This window comes from Nocardioides lentus, assembly GCF_039529515.1.
GTDB lineage: Bacteria > Actinomycetota > Actinomycetes > Propionibacteriales > Nocardioidaceae > Nocardioides > Nocardioides lentus.
The window spans coordinates 296,857-313,455 of sequence record NZ_BAAAMY010000004.1; the positions used below are offsets into that span (position 1 = coordinate 296,857).

16 protein-coding genes and 1 pseudogene are annotated in these 16,599 nt (G+C 72.9%); 12 read left to right on the plus strand and 5 right to left on the minus strand.

Annotated elements, in window-relative coordinates:
• Positions 1-138: 138 nt before the first annotated feature.
• The 4 genes and pseudogenes from pstS (at position 139) to pstB (ending at position 4,216) form a co-directional block, all read left to right on the plus strand.
• The gene (gene pstS / locus ABD158_RS08205) at positions 139-1,245 is read left to right on the plus strand and encodes a phosphate ABC transporter substrate-binding protein PstS (RefSeq protein ID WP_344005979.1); all 1,107 of its coding nucleotides are present in this window, start codon (positions 139-141) and stop codon (positions 1,243-1,245) included.
• Between the two features lie 151 nt (positions 1,246-1,396).
• Positions 1,397-2,332, plus strand: coding sequence for a phosphate ABC transporter permease subunit PstC (gene pstC / locus ABD158_RS08210; protein ID WP_344005981.1), 936 nt, complete (start codon positions 1,397-1,399; stop codon positions 2,330-2,332).
• Positions 2,329-3,402 (plus strand): phosphate ABC transporter permease PstA, encoded by a 1,074-nt coding sequence (gene pstA, locus ABD158_RS08215; protein ID WP_344005983.1) that lies wholly within the window; start codon positions 2,329-2,331, stop codon positions 3,400-3,402. Before pstC ends, pstA begins: the two co-directional genes overlap by 4 nt.
• 34 nt (positions 3,403-3,436) lie before the next feature.
• Positions 3,437-4,216 (plus strand): annotated as a pseudogene (gene pstB / locus ABD158_RS08220) (phosphate ABC transporter ATP-binding protein PstB).
• Positions 4,217-4,380: 164 nt separating this feature from the next.
• Here the strand turns inward: pstB and ABD158_RS08225 are convergent.
• The 3 genes from ABD158_RS08225 to ABD158_RS08235 form a co-directional block, all read right to left on the minus strand.
• A complete protein-coding gene (locus ABD158_RS08225; protein WP_344005985.1) occupies positions 4,381-5,388 on the minus strand; it encodes an inorganic phosphate transporter in 1,008 nt (335 codons plus the stop codon).
• Between the two features lie 7 nt (positions 5,389-5,395).
• The gene (locus ABD158_RS08230) at positions 5,396-6,019 is read right to left on the minus strand and encodes a DUF47 domain-containing protein (protein ID WP_344005987.1); all 624 of its coding nucleotides are present in this window, start codon (positions 6,017-6,019) and stop codon (positions 5,396-5,398) included.
• Between the two features lie 77 nt (positions 6,020-6,096).
• Positions 6,097-8,277 carry an RNA degradosome polyphosphate kinase gene (locus tag ABD158_RS08235; RefSeq protein ID WP_344005989.1) on the minus strand — a complete coding sequence of 727 codons (2,181 nt, stop codon included), beginning with the start codon at positions 8,275-8,277 and terminating at the stop codon, positions 6,097-6,099.
• Between the two features lie 193 nt (positions 8,278-8,470).
• Between ABD158_RS08235 and ABD158_RS08240 the strand changes: the two genes are divergently transcribed.
• The 3 genes from ABD158_RS08240 to ABD158_RS08250 are packed head-to-tail and all read left to right on the plus strand — an operon-like array spanning position 8,471 to position 11,465.
• On the plus strand, positions 8,471-9,514 hold the full coding sequence (locus ABD158_RS08240) for an ATP-binding cassette domain-containing protein (RefSeq protein ID WP_344005991.1): 1,044 nt from the start codon (positions 8,471-8,473) through the stop codon (positions 9,512-9,514).
• A complete protein-coding gene (locus ABD158_RS08245; protein WP_344005993.1) occupies positions 9,511-10,368 on the plus strand; it encodes an ABC transporter permease in 858 nt (285 codons plus the stop codon). The genes ABD158_RS08240 and ABD158_RS08245 overlap by 4 nt, the downstream gene beginning before the upstream one ends.
• Before the next feature lie 44 nt (positions 10,369-10,412).
• Positions 10,413-11,465 (plus strand): alpha/beta hydrolase, encoded by a 1,053-nt coding sequence (locus tag ABD158_RS08250; RefSeq protein WP_344005995.1) that lies wholly within the window; start codon positions 10,413-10,415, stop codon positions 11,463-11,465.
• A 161-nt stretch (positions 11,466-11,626) separates the two neighbouring features.
• On the opposite strand, the gene mshD is transcribed toward ABD158_RS08250, so the two are convergent.
• Both mshD and ABD158_RS08260 read right to left on the minus strand, forming a co-directional pair.
• Positions 11,627-12,526 carry a mycothiol synthase gene (gene mshD / locus ABD158_RS08255; protein ID WP_344005997.1) on the minus strand — a complete coding sequence of 300 codons (900 nt, stop codon included), beginning with the start codon at positions 12,524-12,526 and terminating at the stop codon, positions 11,627-11,629.
• Between the two features lie 25 nt (positions 12,527-12,551).
• Entirely contained in the window at positions 12,552-13,331 is a 780-nt protein-coding gene (locus ABD158_RS08260; protein WP_344005999.1) for a winged helix-turn-helix transcriptional regulator, read from the minus strand.
• A gap of 47 nt (positions 13,332-13,378) precedes the next feature.
• On the opposite strand from ABD158_RS08260, the gene ABD158_RS08265 reads away from it, so the two are divergent.
• The 5 genes from ABD158_RS08265 to ABD158_RS08285 all read left to right on the plus strand — a co-directional run bounded on the left by ABD158_RS08265 (position 13,379) and on the right by ABD158_RS08285 (position 16,583).
• Entirely contained in the window at positions 13,379-13,699 is a 321-nt protein-coding gene (locus tag ABD158_RS08265; protein WP_344006001.1) for a MoaD/ThiS family protein, read from the plus strand.
• A gap of 102 nt (positions 13,700-13,801) precedes the next feature.
• Positions 13,802-14,140, plus strand: coding sequence for a thioredoxin family protein (locus ABD158_RS08270; protein ID WP_344006003.1), 339 nt, complete (start codon positions 13,802-13,804; stop codon positions 14,138-14,140).
• Between the two features lie 271 nt (positions 14,141-14,411).
• Positions 14,412-15,260 carry a sulfurtransferase gene (locus ABD158_RS08275; protein WP_344006005.1) on the plus strand — a complete coding sequence of 283 codons (849 nt, stop codon included), beginning with the start codon at positions 14,412-14,414 and terminating at the stop codon, positions 15,258-15,260.
• Complete coding sequence (locus ABD158_RS08280) at positions 15,260-15,565, plus strand: DUF1416 domain-containing protein (protein WP_344006007.1); 306 nt, start codon at positions 15,260-15,262, stop codon at positions 15,563-15,565. Before ABD158_RS08275 ends, ABD158_RS08280 begins: the two co-directional genes overlap by 1 nt.
• Positions 15,566-15,872: 307 nt before the next feature.
• Positions 15,873-16,583 (plus strand): hypothetical protein, encoded by a 711-nt coding sequence (locus ABD158_RS08285; RefSeq protein ID WP_344006009.1) that lies wholly within the window; start codon positions 15,873-15,875, stop codon positions 16,581-16,583.
• Positions 16,584-16,599: the final 16 nt, after the last annotated feature.

Consider the following 16,599-nt stretch of genomic DNA (forward strand, 5'->3'; position numbering starts at 1 on the left):
TTGCCCGTCCGGCGCCGAGTCTCCGGCGTGCGTTCACCGCTCGTTCACCGCTGACGGCGCGCGCGGTCACCTGGTCTGCCTAGCGTCCTCGGCGTCAACTGAACGACCTCTGCAGCACAGACGAACCAGGAGAACGACGTGCGGATCACTTCCCAGCGCCCCCGGCTGAAGCGGGTCCTCCCCGGCCTCGCGGCCGTGACCCTCACCGTGGCCCTCGCCGGCTGCTCGGCGGGCAACGAGGACACCGGCTCCGGCAGCGGAGGCGAGGGCGGCGACAGCGACCTGTCCGGCACCATCGCCGGCGCCGGCGCCAGCTCGCAGGAGGCGGCCCAGGCCGCGTGGCGCGCCGGCTTCCAGGAGGCCAACCCCGACGTCACCGTGAACTACGACCCGGTGGGCTCGGGCGGTGGCCGCGAGCAGTTCATCGCCGGCGGCGTCGCCTTCGCCGGCACCGACTCCTACCTCGACGAGGAGGAGCTCGCCGCCGCCACGGAGCGCTGCGGCGGCGACCCGATCGAGGTCCCGGCCTACGTCAGCCCCATCGCGGTCATCTACAACCTCGAGGGCGTCGACGAGCTCAACCTCGCGCCGGAGACCATCACCGGCATCTTCGAGGGCGACATCACGACGTGGGACGACCCGGCCATCGCCGAGGACAACCCCGACGCCGACCTGCCCGACACGGCGATCACCCCCGTCCACCGCAGCGACGACTCGGGCACCACCGAGAACTTCACCGAGTACCTCTCGGCCGCCGGCGGCTGGGCCGAGGAGCCCAGCGACGTGTGGCCGATCCAGGGCGGCGAGGCCGCCAGCGGCACCTCCGGCGTCGTGGACGCGGTCGGTGGCGGCGACGGCACGATCGGCTACGCGGACGCGTCCCAGGCCGGCGACCTCGGTGCGGCCAACGTCCTGGTCGGCGAGGAGTACGTCGCGCCGTCCCCCGAGGCCGCCGCGGAGATCATCACCGCGTCCCCGGCCGTCGAGGGTCGCGAGGCCAACTCCATGGCCGTCGACATCGACCGCGAGACCGAGGAGGCCGGCGTCTACCCGGTCGTGCTCGCGTCCTACATGCTCGCCTGCCCCTCCTACGAGGACGCCGCCGAGGGCGAGCTGGTCAACGCCTTCCTGACCTACGTGGTCAGCGAGGACGGCCAGGCCGCCGCCGCCGAGACCGCGGGCTCCGCCCCGCTGTCGTCCGAGGTCAGCGAGCAGGCGACGGAGATCGTCAGCCAGATCGGCTGATCGCCACGACGACAGACAGCACCACGGCGGCCCCGCGACATGGGGGCGGGAGTCGCCACGGGGGTCCCGGGACTGCGAGCATGACGGTCCCGGGACCCAGGCGCGAGGCGGGTCCTCGCGTCACGGAGCGCGGACACCGCGAGGAGAACGAGTGAGCACCACGGTTGAGGAGTCACGGCGGTCGGGCCGACGCGTCGGTGACAGCGTGTTCAGCGGTCTGGCGCTCGGCGCCGCGCTGGTCATCCTGGTCGCCCTCGCAGGCGTCGCGATCTTCCTGGTGCTCGAGGGCCTGCCCGGCCTGACGGCGCCGGAGGAGAACCTCGGCGGCGCGTCCAGCTTCTGGGGGTTCGTGTGGCCCCTGGTCTTCGGCACCCTGCTGGCGGCGCTGATCGCGCTGGTGATCGCGACGCCGCTCTCGGTCGGGATGGCCCTGGTGATCTCCCACTACGCCCCGCGCCGGGTCGCCAAGCCGATCGGCTACGTCGTCGACCTGCTCGCCGCGGTCCCCAGCGTCGTGTACGGCGTGTGGGGCATCGTGGTGCTCGGCCCGCAGCTGGTCCCGTCGTACGGCTGGCTGGCGGAGAACGCCTCGTTCATCCCGTTCTTCGCGGGCCCGGCCTCCACGACCGGCCGCACCATCTTCACCGCCGGCCTGGTGCTGGCGATCATGATCCTGCCGATCGTCACCGCGATCTGCCGCGAGATCTTCGCCCAGACCCCGACGCTGCACCAGGAGGCCGCCCTGGCCCTCGGTGCGACGCGGTGGGAGATGATCCGCATGGCCGTCTTCCCCTACGCCAAGTCCGGCATGGTCTCGGCCGTGATGCTCGGCCTGGGCCGCGCCCTGGGCGAGACGATGGCCGTCGCCCTGGTGCTGTCGGCCTCCGGCGTCATCACCTTCAACATGATCTCCTCGACCAACCCCTCGACGATCGCCGCCAACATCGCCCTGCAGTTCCCCGAGGCGAGCGGCCTGACCGTCAACGTGCTGATCGCCAGCGGCCTCGTGCTGTTCGTGATCACGTTCGGGGTCAACTTCGCGGCCCGCGCGATCGCCGGCCGGTCCGAGCGGAGGCTCGCACGATGACCGACACGCTCACCCGTCCGGACGCCCGCGACGCGATGCCGCTGTCCGGGCCGCGCCTGCCGCAGTCGGCGCCCTGGATCGTCGCCGCCGTCGCGGTGGTCGTCGGCGTGGGCCTCGGCCTGCTGCTGGGCCGCGGCGTCGTCGTGATGGCGATCCTCGCGGGCCTCACCTTCGTCGTCGGCATCACCGTGTGGGCCGCGAGCCTCGAGGGTCGGCGCGGCGCGGTCGACCGGCTCGTCACCTCGCTGGTGTGGACGGCCTTCGCGATCGCGCTCGTCCCGCTGCTCTCGCTGGTGTGGACCGTGGTCTCGCGGGGCTTCCCGGCCCTGTCGGTCGACTTCTTCACCTTCTCGATGCGCGGCGTCATCGGCGATGCGCAGGGCGGCATCTACCACGCCCTGATCGGCACGCTCCTCGTGACGCTGGGCGCCGCGGTGATCTCGATCCCGATCGGTGTGATGACCGCGATCTACCTCGTCGAGTACGGCGTGAAGTCCCGCCTGGCCCGGGCGATCACCTTCCTGGTCGACGTCATGACCGGCATCCCCTCGATCGTCGCGGGCCTGTTCGCCTACGCGCTGTTCGTGCTGTTCTTCGGCGAGGGCATCCGGCTGGGCCTCGGCGGCTCGGTGGCGCTGAGCCTGCTGATGATCCCCGTCGTGGTGCGCGCGACCGAGGAGATGCTCAAGCTCGTGCCGGGCGAGCTGCGCGAGGCGGCGTACGCGCTCGGCGTGCCGAAGTGGCGCACCATCACCAAGGTGGTGCTCCCGACCGCGATGAGCGGCATCGTCACCGGCGTCATGCTGGCCATCGCCCGGGTCATCGGCGAGACCGCCCCGCTGCTGATCATCGCGGGCCGCACCGACTCGGTGAACTTCAACCTCTTCGAGGACCGGATGACGACCCTGCCGGTGTTCATCTACTACTCCTACACCCAGCCGGGCGTGCCCCCCGGGCCCGGCGTCGAGCGTGCGTGGGGCGCCGCGCTCGTGCTCATCGCGATCGTCATGGGCCTGAACCTGCTGGCCCGCGTCATCGGCCGGGCCTTCGCCCCCAAGACCGGCCGCTGACCCGCCACCGCCCAGAGAAGGACAGACTCACACCATGGCCAAGAGCATCGACGTCTCGGACCTCAACATCTACTACGGCGACTTCCTCGCCGTGCAGGGCGTCAACATGACCATCAAGGCGCGCTCGGTGACGGCGTTCATCGGTCCGTCCGGGTGCGGCAAGTCGACCTTCCTGCGGTCCCTGAACCGCATGCACGAGGTGATCCCGGGCGCCCGCGTCGAGGGCAAGGTCGTCGTCGACGGTTAGTCGCTCTACGACCCCTCGGTCGACCCGGTCGCGGTCCGCCGCCAGATCGGGATGGTCTTCCAGCGCCCCAACCCGTTCCCGACGATGTCGATCTACGACAACATCCTCGCCGGCAACCGCCTCAACGCCCGCCGCATGAAGAAGTCCCAGGCCGACGACATCGTCGAGAAGTCCCTCAAGGGCGCCAACCTCTGGAACGAGGTCAAGGACCGCCTCGGCAAGCCCGGCATGGGGCTGTCCGGCGGCCAGCAGCAGCGCCTGTGCATCGCCCGCGCCATCGCGGTCGAGCCGCAGGTCCTGCTGATGGACGAGCCGTGCTCGGCCCTCGACCCGATCTCGACCTCGGCCATCGAGGACCTGATCCACGAGCTCAAGACCGACTACACGATCGTGATCGTCACCCACAACATGCAGCAGGCCGCCCGCGTCTCCGACGAGACCGGCTTCTTCAACCTCAAGGCCACGGGCGAGCCCGGCCAGCTGGTGGAGTTCAACCCCACCAAGAAGGTCTTCTCCAACCCCGACGAGCCCTCCACCGAGGCCTACATCTCCGGCCGCTTCGGCTGAGCCCGGCCCCACCCGGGTCTCGCCCCCCGGGGACTCGGCGGACCGACCTCGTCGTCGCCCCGCGGCCCGCGCTGGCGGCGTAGCAGCCACGGTCTCGTCGTCCCGTCCGACCGGGTCGGTCGGCACCACGCGTTCGTGGGGGGACCACCCGGGCGGGGCCGCGACTAGCCGACGGGGAGGACGGCGTGGAGCACCAGGTACGCCGCGGCGGCGGCGGCGCCGGCGGCGGGGAAGGTGAGGACCCAGGCGGTGAGGATGGAGCGGGCGACGCCCCAGCGGACGGCGGACAGGCGCTTGGTGGCGCCGACGCCCATCACCGCGGAGGTGATGGTGTGGGTGGTCGAGATCGGCGCCTCGTACACGTACGCCGTGGTGTAGAGGACGGTGGCCGCGACCGACTCGGCGGCGAAACCGCGGGCGGGGTCGAGGTCGATGATCCGGCGTCCCAGGGTGCGCATGATGCGCCAGCCGCCCGACCAGGTGCCGAGCGAGATGGCGGCGGCGGCGGAGAAGATCACCCAGATCGGCAGGTCGTCGCCGGCCGACACGAACCCGCCGGTGAGCAGCGCCAGGAAGATCACGCCCATCGTCTTCTGGGCGTCCTGCAGGCCGTGGCCGAGCGCCATCGCGGCCGCCGAGACCGTCTGCGCGGCGCGGAACCGGCGGTTGGCGCGACCGGGGTTGGCCCGCCGGAAGATCCACATGATCGCGATCATCACCAGAGCGCCGGCGCCGAAGGCGAACAGCGGCGACAGGATCATCGGGATCAGGACCTTGTCGACGACGGTGTCCCACTTCACGACCGTCCCGGCCACGACCGCGGACCCGGCGAGGCCGCCGATCAGCGCGTGCGACGACGAGCTGGGCAGCCCGAAGTACCAGGTGATCATGTTCCACGTGATCGCCCCGACCAGGCCGGCGAGGACGACGACCAGCCCCGAGGTGCTCTGGGGCGGGCTGATCACCTCCGAGACGGTGCTGGCGACCTGCTGGCCGAGGAACGCGCCCACGAAGTTCATGACCGCGGCCATCGCCAGGGCCACCCGCGGCGTGAGCGCCCGGGTCGACACCGAGGTGGCGATCGCGTTGGCGGCGTCGTGGAAGCCGTTGGTGTAGTCGAAGACCAGCGCCACGACCACGACGGTGACGACGATTGCGAGCTCGGGGCTCATCTGGTCCTCAGGACTCCTTGACCGCGATCTGCTCCACCGTGTTGGCGACCGACTCGAAGGCGTCGACCGCCTGCTCGAGGGTCGTCACGATGTCCTTGAGCTTGAGCACCTCGAGCGCCTTGAAGCTGCCGCTGAACAGGGAGGCCAGGATCCGCCGGTGGTGCTTGTCGGCGAGGTTCTCGAGCCGGTTGATCTCGATCCAGTACTCGCTGAGCTCGCTGTCCTTCATCGACCGCAGCTTGGGCATCGCCGCGGCGGTGATGTCCGCGCACTGCTGGAGCACGTCGACCTGCTCGGACAGCTCGGGAGGCAGCACCTTCACCTCGTAGAGCAGGATGAAGTCGACCGCCTCGTCCATCAGGTCCATGACGTCGTCGAGGCCCGAGGCGAGCGCGTAGATGTCCTCGCGGTCGAACGGCGTGACGAAGGTGCTGTTGACGGCGCGGATGATGCCGTGGGTGGTCTCGTCGGCGGCGTGCTCGGCGTCCCGCATCCGGCGGGCGACGTCCTCGCGGTCCGCGCCCTCGGCGAGCATCTCGGCGAGCAGCGCGGCTCCTCCCACGAGGTGGGTGGCCGAGGTGGCGAAGAGGTCGAAGAACGACGCGTCGACCGGGCGGAACCGGAATGCCACTGCGCTGACCTCGGATGCGTGGGGGACGGGCGGCCACCAACTCTAGGGCCGCCCGTGCCCGGGCCTGCAACCCGAGGTCAGGTGCGGCGGCGCCGCTGCCGCTCGACCAGCGTGTCCTGCACGTGCAGGGTGCCGGGGTGACGGGTCCACGCCCCGTCCGCGTCCAGGTGCCAGGTGTCGGCGTCCTCGGCCGTCACCATGTCGAGCAGACCGCCGACCTCCGCGACCGCGGCCTCGCCGGGGAGCCGGACGAGCACCTCGACCCGACGGTCCAGGTTGCGGTGCATCAGGTCCGCCGAGCCGATCCACACCGCCGGGTCCCCGCCGTTCTCGAACCAGGCGACCCGCGAGTGCTCGAGGTAGCGGCCCAGCACCGAGCGGACCTGGATCGTCTCCGACAGCCCCGGCACGCCGGGGCGCAGCGCGCAGATGCCGCGCACCCACAGCTCGACGCCGACGCCGGCCTGGGAGGCGAGGTAGAGCGCGTCGATGACGGCCTCGTCGACGACGGAGTTGGCCTTGAGCCGGATCCGCGCGGGCCGGCCGGCGCGGTGGTGCGCGATCTCGCCGTGGATCTGCGCGACCAGGCCGTCGCGCACCGACTCGGGGGCGACCAGCAGCCGCTCGTAGGACGACTGACGCGAGTAGCCCGACAGGTTGTTGAACAGGTGGGCCACGTCCTCGCCGATGGTCTCGTCGGCCGTGAGCAGCCCGAGGTCCTCGTAGAGGCGCGCGGTCTTGGGGTTGTAGTTGCCCGTGCCGATGTGGGTGTAACGACGGATCCCCTCGGGCTCGTCGCGCACCACCATCGCCAGCTTGCAGTGGGTCTTGAGCCCCACCAGCCCGTAGACGACGTGGCAGCCGGCGTGCTCGAGCTTGCGGGCCCAGCGGATGTTGGCCTGCTCGTCGAAGCGGGCCTTGATCTCGACGATCACCAGCACCTGCTTGCCGGCCTCGGCGGCGTCGACGAGGGCGTCGATGATGGGGCTGTCGCCGGAGGTGCGGTAGAGCGTCTGCTTGATCGCCAGCACGCGGGGGTCGGCGGCGGCCTGCTCGATGAACCGCTGCACGGAGGTGGCGAACGAGTCGTAGGGGTGGTGCAGCAGCACGTCGCGACGTCGGACGGACTTGAAGACGTCGACGGGCGAGGCCGACTCCACCTCGGCGAGGTGGGTGTGGGTCGTCGGCACGAACGTCGGGTACTTCAGCTCCTCGCGGGGCAGGTCCGCGATGTCGCCCAGGCCGCGCAGGTCGAGCGGGCCGGGGAGGCGGAACACCTCGTCGGGCGCGACGTCGAGCTCGGAGACCAGCAGCCGCAGGACGTCCGGGTCGATCGACTCCTCGACCTCGAGGCGCACGGCGGGCCCGAACTTGCGGCGCAGCAGCTCCTTCTCGAGCGCGGCGAGGAGGTTCTCGGCGTCGTCCTCCTCGACCTCGAGGTCCTCGTTGCGCGTGACGCGGAAGGTGTGGACCTTGACGATCTCCATGCCGGGGAACAGCCGCTTGAGGTGCTCGCGGATGACGTCCTCGAGGGGCACGAAGCGCTGGTTGCCCAGGGGCACGAACCGGTCGAAGATCGGCGGCACCTTGACCCGCGCGAAGGCCTCCTTGCCCGTCTTGGGGTGGCGGACCATCACGGCGAGGTTGAGCGAGAGCCCCGAGATGTAGGGGAACGGGTGCGCGGGGTCGACCGCCAGCGGCGTCAGCACGGGGAAGACGCGGTCCTTGAACAGGCGCTTGCAGTGCTTCTGCTCGTCGCGGTCGAGGTCGTCCCAGCGCAGCAGCTGGATGCCCTCGGACTCGAGCGCGGGGATCATCGTGTCGACGAACAGCCGCGAGTGACGCTCCGCCAGCGCGTCGGTGGTCGCGTGGATCGCCGCGAGCACGTCGCGCGGCATCATCCCGGACGCGGCCCGCACGGCCACCCCGGCGGCGATGCGTCGCTTGAGACCGGCGACGCGGACCATGAAGAACTCGTCGAGGTTGGAGGCGAAGATCGCCAGGAAGCGCACCCGCTCCAGCAGCGGCAGCGACTCGTCCTCGGCCAGCTCGAGCACCCGCTGGTTGAACGCCAGCCAGCTCAGCTCGCGGTCGAGGAAGCGGTCGTCGTACTTCTCGACGGCGCCGAGCGCCTCGTGGTCCGGCACGTACGGCGGCTCGACGTCGAAGCTGTCGGTCTCGATGGCGCCGGTCCCGAGGTCCACCGGGCCGTCCTCGACCGATCCGGCGACGTGCGCGGCGAGGGACTCCTGACTCATCCTCCGATGATCCCACCCGACGGTGAACGGTCGGTGACCTCGCGGCGGCGGTGGGACCGCCCGGGGCGTAAAGACGTCGACCCGCCCCGGTCCGAGGTCCTAGCGTCGTCCCCGGCGGGCGGCGATGAGTCCGGCGCCCCCGTCCGGTCGGAGCAGGCAGGGGCCGGACCCGCCGGCAGCCGGAGGAGGCACGATGAGCTCACCGCTCGCGATCGAGACCCGGGACCTGGTGAAGGTCTTCCGGGGCAAGCAGGGCGACAACCGCGCCGTCGACGGGGTCGACCTCGCGGTCGCCGGCGGCGGCATCCACGGCGTGCTGGGCCCCAACGGCGCCGGCAAGACGACCACGATCCGGATGCTCGCGACCCTGACGGTGCCGGACGCCGGCGAGGCCCGCGTGCTCGGGTACGACGTCGTCCGCGAGGCCGCCGAGGTGCGGTCGCGGGTCGCGCTGACCGGCCAGTTCGCCTCCCTCGACGAGGACCTGACGGGCACCGAGAACCTCGTCATGCTGGCGCGGCTCTACGGCTACTCCCGCACCGCGGCCCGCGAGCGCGCCGCCGAGCTGCTCGACGCCTTCGACCTGACCGCGTCGGCCGGCAAGCAGGTGAAGGCCTACTCCGGTGGCATGCGGCGGCGCATCGACATCGCCGGGTCGATCGTCGTCCGGCCGGAGCTGATGTTCCTCGACGAGCCGACGACCGGGCTCGACCCCCGCAGCCGCAACCAGGTGTGGGAGATCGTCCGGGCCCTCGTGGGCGCGGGCACCACGATCCTGCTGACCACCCAGTACCTCGAGGAGGCCGACCAGCTGGCGGACCGGATCTCCGTCATCGACCACGGCCGCGTGATCGCCGAGGGCACCAGCGGCGAGCTGAAGGCCTCGGTCGGCTCTGGCGCGGTGAAGGTCCGCGTCGCCGACCCGGCCGAGCGCGCTGAGGTCGCCCGGCTGCTGGCCGAGTCGCTCGACCAGGTGCCGGACCTCGACTCCGACCCCGCCTCGCTGAGCCTCCGGGTGGCCCGGCCCGAGCTGGTCGCCGGCGCGCTGCAGCGGGTGGGGGAGCGGGGCCTGGTCGTCAGCGAGTACTCGCTGGGCCAGCCCAGCCTCGACGAGGTCTTCCTCGCCCTCACCGGCCGGCCCGCCGAGGACCAGGCGGACCCCGCGACCCGGACCGACCGGCCCACCACCACCACGACCGACGACGCGCCCACGACGACCCGGGAGGCCCGCGCATGAGCACCGTCCCCACCACCGCCCGGGCCGTGCCCGACAGCGCCGCCGCCGACACCGCGAAGGTGCTCGCCGCGATCGGCTCGGCCGAGCGGCCCGCCCGCGCCGGCGCCGTCAGCTCGTCGCTGACCTTCGGCTGGCGCGCGCTGCTGAAGATCAAGCACGTGCCGGAGCAGCTGTTCGACGTGACCATGTTCCCGGTGCTGTTCACCGTCATGTTCACCTTCGTCTTCGGCGGCGCGATCTCGGGCTCCCCGGGGGACTACCTGCAGTACGCGCTGCCGGGGATCCTCGTGCAGACCGTCGTGTTCATCACGATGTACACGGCCATGACGATCAACACCGACATCGAGAAGGGGGTCTTCGACCGCATCCGGTCGCTGCCGGTGTGGCGGCCCTCGCTGCTGGTCGGGGCACTGCTGGGCGACACCCTGCGCTACCTGATGGCCTCCACGGTGGTCGTGGTCGTCGGGGTGCTGATCGGCTACCGCGCCCCGGGCGGGGTGCTGGGCGTGGTCGCGGCGGTCGCGGTGCTGCTGGCGTTCTGCTTCTCGATCAGCTGGCTGTGGCTGATCCTCGGGCTCAAGCTGCGCACCCCCAACGCGGTCATGGGCACGGCGATGATGGTGCTGTTCCCGCTGACCTTCGTGTCGTCGGTCTTCGCGCCCCCGGAGACGATGCCGGGCTGGCTGCGGGCGTTCGTCGAGGTCAACCCGGTCTCGCTGCTCGTCGAGGCCGCCCGCGGGCTCATGGACGGGGTGCCGGACGGCGGGGACATCGGCCTGGTGCTGGTGCTCGCCGTCGTGGTCACCGCCGTGTTCTCGCCGATCGCGATGCGGCTGTACAACCGCGCCTCCTGACCGCCGGGCGGCACGAGCACCGGCGGTCGATAGGGTCGCGGCCCATGACCCGACGTCGCGGTGCGCAGGAGCTGGCCCAGGCGGCCGTCTTGAAGGGGGTCCTGGCGCTGCCGGGCTCGGTACGGCGGCGCCTGACGTCCGCGCACGGTGCGCACGGCCAGTGGCTGGCCAACGACGTGCGGCTGATGCTGCGCCTGATGCAGCTGGCCGGCGAGCCCGGCCCCGAGACCCTCCCGGTCGACGAGGGCCGGGTGGCGATGGCCCGGCAGACCGCCGCGGCGGGCGGGCGGCGACGGGTGGCGTCGGTGCGCGACCTCCGTCTCGGGGAGGGGGACGACGCCCTCCTGGCCCGCCTGTACGTGCCCCGGTCGCGGCTGCTGGAGCAGACCGCGCCCACGCTGCTGTTCCTGCACGGCGGCGGGTTCGTCTTCGGCGACCTCGAGACGCACGACGGCGCCTGCCGCTTCCTCGCGGAGGAGGCCGGCGTCCGGGTGCTGGCCGTGGACTACCGCCTCGCCCCCGAGCACCCCTTCCCGGCCGCGCACGACGACGCCTGGGCGGCGTACCGCTGGCTGCTCGAGCACCCCGAGCTCGTCGGCGCCGACCTCGACCGCCTGGCCGTCGGCGGGGACTCGGCCGGCGCGAACCTCGCGGCGCACGTCGCCCGGCGCGCCGCCGCCGAGGGCCTGCCGCTCGCGTTCCAGCTGCTGGTCTACCCGATCACCGACGCGACGCGCACCGGCGGCAGCCGGGAGGCCTACGCGGAGGGCTACTACCTCACCGGCGGCTTCATCGAGCTCGCCGAGCGCAGCTACACCCCCGACCCGGTCAGTCGCACCGACCCGCGGATGTCGCCGCTGCTGGCCGACGACGTCCCCGACGGGCTGGCGCCCGCGCACGTCGCGACGGCCGGGTGGGACCCGCTGCGCGACGAGGGCGAGGACTACGGCTACGCGCTGCAGCGCGCCGGCGTCCGGGTCGAGGTCCGCCGCCACCCCAGCCAGATCCACGGCTTCCTCAACACCGTCGGCGTCGCGCCGACCTCGCGCCTCGCCGTGCGGGAGGTCGCGGCGGCGCTGAAGGAGGCGCTGGGCTGACTCGGCCCGGATGCGCAGGCGGAGGGGCTCGAGTCGGCCCGGATGCGCAGGCGGAGGGGCTCGAGTCGGCCCGGATGCGCAGGCGGAGGGGCTCGAGTCGGCCCGGATGCGCAGCCCGATTCCGTGCGGGAGGTCGCGGCGGCGCTGAAGGAGGCCCTCGGCTAGGGGCGGGCGTACATCACGTGGGTGTCGACGTCGGCGTGGGTGAACCCGTAGCCGGCGTACAGGGCGACCGCGGCGGTGTTGTCGGCCTCGACGTACAGCTCGACCTCCCGTACGCCGTGGCCCGCGGGGCCGCCGTCGACCAGGTGGTGCAGCCCGGCGAGGGTCAGCACCTTGCCGAGACCGCGGCCCTGGGCGGCGGGGGCGATGCCGAGCACGTAGACCTCGCCGAGGTCGGCGGTGCTGCGCTTGGTCCAGTGGAAGCCCAGCAGCTCCCCGGTCGCGGCGTCGCGGGCGAGCAGCAGTCCGGCCGGGTCGTACCAGTCCTGCGCCATCCGGGAGGCCAGGTCGGCCGCGTCCATCGCGCCCTGCTCGGGGTGGGCGGCGAAGGCCGCGGCGTTGACGGCGAGCAGGTCGTCCGCGTCCGCGTCGGTGTACGACGCGACCACCACGCCGTCGGGCACCGTCGCCGGGTCGAGCGGGGTGCTCGAGGGCCGGCGCATCACCCACAGCTCACGCACCCGCGCGAAGCCGTGGGACGCGGCGAGCGCGGCCGCCGCCGGGTGGTCGGCGTGCGACCAGGCGCGCAGCGGCTCGCCCTCGGTGACGGCGAGCACCTCCTCCAGCAGCCCGGTCCCCAGGCCGGCGCCGCGGGCGTCGGGGGCGACGGCCAGCCCGAGGTCGCCGTCGACCTCGACCGCCACGCCCCCCTCGGCCAGCCACCAGCCGACCTCGACGGCGGGCCGGTCGTGCAGGGCCCGCCAGGTGGCCTCGTCGAACGGCGCGGCGCCGTCGGCGGCCTCGCACGCCGCGGCGACCTCACCGATGCGCACCAGGACGTCGGTGTCCAGGGGCGTGCCGGCGTCGGGGGGCAGGTCCTGCGGGGCACCGTCGCTCATGCGACGAGCCTAGGAAGGGCCCCGCTCAGGCGTCGGCGGGGGTGCTGCGGGACGCCCCGTCACGGGCGTCGCGGGCCCCGTCGTCGGCGGCGTCCGCGGACGCGGCCCGGTCCGCCTGCTCGCGGGCGCTGGGCAGCACGAACCGGTAGCCGACGTTGCGCACGGTGCCGATGAGCGTCTCGTTCTCGGGGCCGAGCTTGGCGCGGAGGCGGCGCACGTGGACGTCGACGGTGCGGGTGCCGCCGAAGTAGTCGTAGCCCCACACCTCCTGCAGCAGCTGCTGGCGGCTGAAGACGCGGCCCGGGTGCTGGGCCAGGAACTTGAGGAGCTCGAACTCCTTGAACGTCAGGTCCAGCGAGCGCCCCGACACCTTCGCCGTGTAGGTCGCGTCGTCGACGAGCACCTCGCCGGTGCGGATGACGTGGGCCTCGGGGTCGTCGGCCTCCCGCGCGGCGGCGAGGCGGTCGGCGGCGAGCCGGATCCGGGCCTCGAGCTCGGCGGGGCCGCAGGTGTGGAGCACGACGTCGTCCATCGCCCAGTCCGCGGCGACCACCGAGAGCCCGCCCTCGGTGACGACGAGCAGCACGGGGACCTCGGAGCCCGTCGTACGGATCAGGCGGCAGAGGTCGCGCGCGGAGGCGAGCTCGGTGCGACCGTCCACGAGGATCAGGTCGGCCGCCGGCGCCTCGAGCAGCGCGCTGCCCTCGGCGGGGAGCACCTTCACCTGGTGGCGCAGCAGCGACAGGCTGGGCAGCACCTCGGTGGAGGACTGGAGGGCGCTCGTCAGCAGCAGCAGCGTGCTCATCGCGGTCCTCCTCCGGCCCGGCTGGAGTGACCGAGGATACTTCACCCATGACGGGTCCCGGCACGACCGACCAGCGTGAGAGCGGCCACGCCGCGACGGCGGGCACGGTGCGGGTGCAGTACTGGGCCGCAGCGCGGTCCGCGGCCGGGGTCGGCCACGACGACGTGCCGGTCCACGGCGACGTCTCTCTCGCGGAGCTCCGGGAGGCCGCGCTGGCCCGCCGCGGGGACGACGACCGGCTGCGCCGGGTGCTCGACGTCTGCTCGGTGCTGGTCGGGGACCGGCCCGCCGGCGCGGGCGACCCGGCCGAGGTGCTCGTCCGGCCCGGCGAGCAGGTGCAGTTCCTGCCGCCCTTCGCCGGGGGCTGAGGCCGGCGAGCGACCCGCCGGGCTCGCGCCCGTCCGGCGGGTCCGGGGAGGACCGGCGGCCGGTGAGGCAATAACCCGCGCGCTCGTGGCGTTCGGCCCGGTGTGACCGAGACCCCCCACCTGCGCGACGAGCTCGACGCGCTCGGCGTACGACGGGGGGAGCGGGTGACGCTCGTGCAGCTGTCGACGAAGTTCTGCGCGCCGTGCCGCGCGACCCGCACGACGCTCGCGGGCGTGGCGGAGCTGGTGCCCGGTGTGGTCCACGTCGAGGTCGACGCCGAGGAGCACCTCGCGCTCTCCCGGCGCGTGGGGCTCGAGGTCACCCCGACGACGCTGGTGCTCGACGGCGCCGGCGTCGAGGTCTCCCGGGCCGCCGGGGTCCCGCGGCGGGAGCAGGTCCTGGGGCTTCTATCCCAGATCGTGGACGACGTGTCCACATGACGAGACATCCTGGCGACCGCCGGCAGCTCGGCCCCTACGGTGGAGGCGTGCCCACGATCATGCTGACCCGTCGACGCGCGGTGGACCACTGCCGCGTCCGCTCGGCGCTGTGTCGCATGCCCTGACGCGGCGCACCCGTCTGTCCTGACCGCGGCCCTGTGGTGGCCCGCCGTCGCCGCGCCCGTCCGGTCCTCCGGGCCCCGACGCCCCGCGTCGGTCCGAGCACGTCAGCAGCACCTCAGCACGCATCCAACCCAACGAAAGGTCGCCCATGAGCCGCGAGTCCGCCCTCGTCACCGCCCAGTGGGTCGAGGACAACCTCGACAACCCGAACGTCGTCCTGGTGGAGGTGGACGAGGACACCGCCGCCTACGACAAGGGCCACATCAAGGGCGCCATCAAGCTCGACTGGACCACCGACCTGCAGGACCAGGTGCGTCGCGACGCCATCAGCTCCGAGGGCTTCGGCAAGCTCCTGAGCGAGAAGGGCGTCAAGAACGACGACACCGTCGTCCTCTACGGCGGCAACAACAACTGGTTCGCCGCCTACGCCTACTGGTACTTCAAGCTCTACGGCCACGACGACGTCAAGCTGATGGACGGCGGCCGCAAGAAGTGGGAGCTGGACTCCCGCGAGCTCGTCTCCGACGAGGTCAGCCGCGAGGCCACGACGTACTCCCCGAAGCCCGCCGACCTGGCGATCCGGGCGTTCCGCGACGAGACCGTCGAGGCGATCGGCACCAAGAACCTCGTCGACGTCCGCAGCCCCGACGAGTACGCCGGCCGCCTGATGGCCCCCGCCCACCTCCCGCAGGAGCAGGCCCAGCGCGCCGGCCACATCCCGACCGCCGCCAACGTGCCGTGGTCGAAGGCCGCCAACGACGACGGCACCTTCAAGTCCGACGACGAGCTGAAGGACATCTACACCGAGGCCGGCGTCGACTGGAGCAAGGACACCATCGCCTACTGCCGCATCGGCGAGCGCTCCAGCCACACCTGGTTCGTGCTGCACGAGCTGCTGGGCCAGGAGAACGTCAAGAACTACGACGGCTCCTGGACCGAGTACGGCTCGCTCGTCGGCGTCCCCGTGGTGCTGGGCGACGAGCGGGGTGAGGCCTGATGTGCGGCGCCACCGAGGGTGGCCTGTCGCTGGACGGCATCGACGTCGCGAAGGAGGCCATCATCCAGGGCCAGGTCCTGCGCGGCGGCGAGGGCGGTGAGCCCGTCGGCAACGCCTACGTGCGCCTGCTCGACCGCACCGGCGAGTTCACCGCCGAGGTCCCGACCTCCGCGTCGGGCCACTTCCGCTTCTTCGCCGGCGACGGCGAGTGGACCCTGCGGACGCTGGCCCCCAAGGCCGACCCGGTCGACAACACCGTGACCGCGAAGACCGGCGTCGTCGCCGAGGTCGCCGTCGCGATCTGACGTCGCTGCTGTCCGCACGCCGGCCCGCCGCCCCTTCCCGGGGTGGCGGGCCGGCGTCGTCGGCGGCCCGTGGTGTGGGCGCGACCCGCGCAGGGTAGGTCGAGACCATGGACGCCTCCCTCCCGCCGATCGGCCGCTCGGCGCTCGACCCGATGACGGCCCCGCCCCGTGACGGTGGTGCGGTGATCGCACACGGTCGGAGGCCGTCCTGACCGCCCCCGGGGGTGCCCGGGGCTCCCGGCGCCACCCGTACGCGCCTCCGGACCCCCGGTCGACCTGGAGCCGGGTCGTCTCCTGGCTGGGCCTCGTGCTCCTCGCCGGCACGGCCGGGATCGCCCTGCTCCTCGGGCTGGCGCAGGTCGACGAGGCGCGGGGGTGGGCGGCGCTGCTGGTCGGCGCCGCCGTCACGGTGCTCGTGGCCCTCGGCCTCGCCCGCGAGGTGGCCGCCGCGCGTGGTGCGAGGCGCCCGCCCCATCCCCGGCTGGGCCATCTCGACGGCGAGCCGGCCCTGGTGCTGCCGCGCGACCCGGCACCGACCCGTCTGGTCTCGTGGGCGCTCCTCGCCCTGGCCGTGGTGCTGCTGGTGGGCGCCGTCCTCGCGGCGTGGTCCCGGGAGTGGGTCCTGCTGGCGCTCCTCCTGGCCGGCGGCGGAGGACTGGCGTACGTCGCCGCTCCCGGCCGCGACCTGTCCGGGGGCCTGTGGTTCACCCCGACCCGCGTGGTCGGCGACCACCTGGGCGTGCGGTGGCAGCTCGCCTGGCACGACGTCACCGGTGCCGTCGACACCCAGCCGATGCCGCTGCTGCACCACGAGGGTCGGGTCACGGTGGACCGCACGGGTCCCCGGGGTCGCGGCTGGGACCCGCTGCGGCAGGACGGGATGGTCGCGGTCGACGTCTCCGCGCTCGCGGGCGGGAGCCGGATCGCGTCGTTCGTCGTCCTGACGTGCGTCGCGGACCCCGCACAGCGGGCCGTGCTGGGCACGCCCGCCTCGCTGCCGCCGACCCCGCGGCGCTGAGCTCGGGGTGTACCGG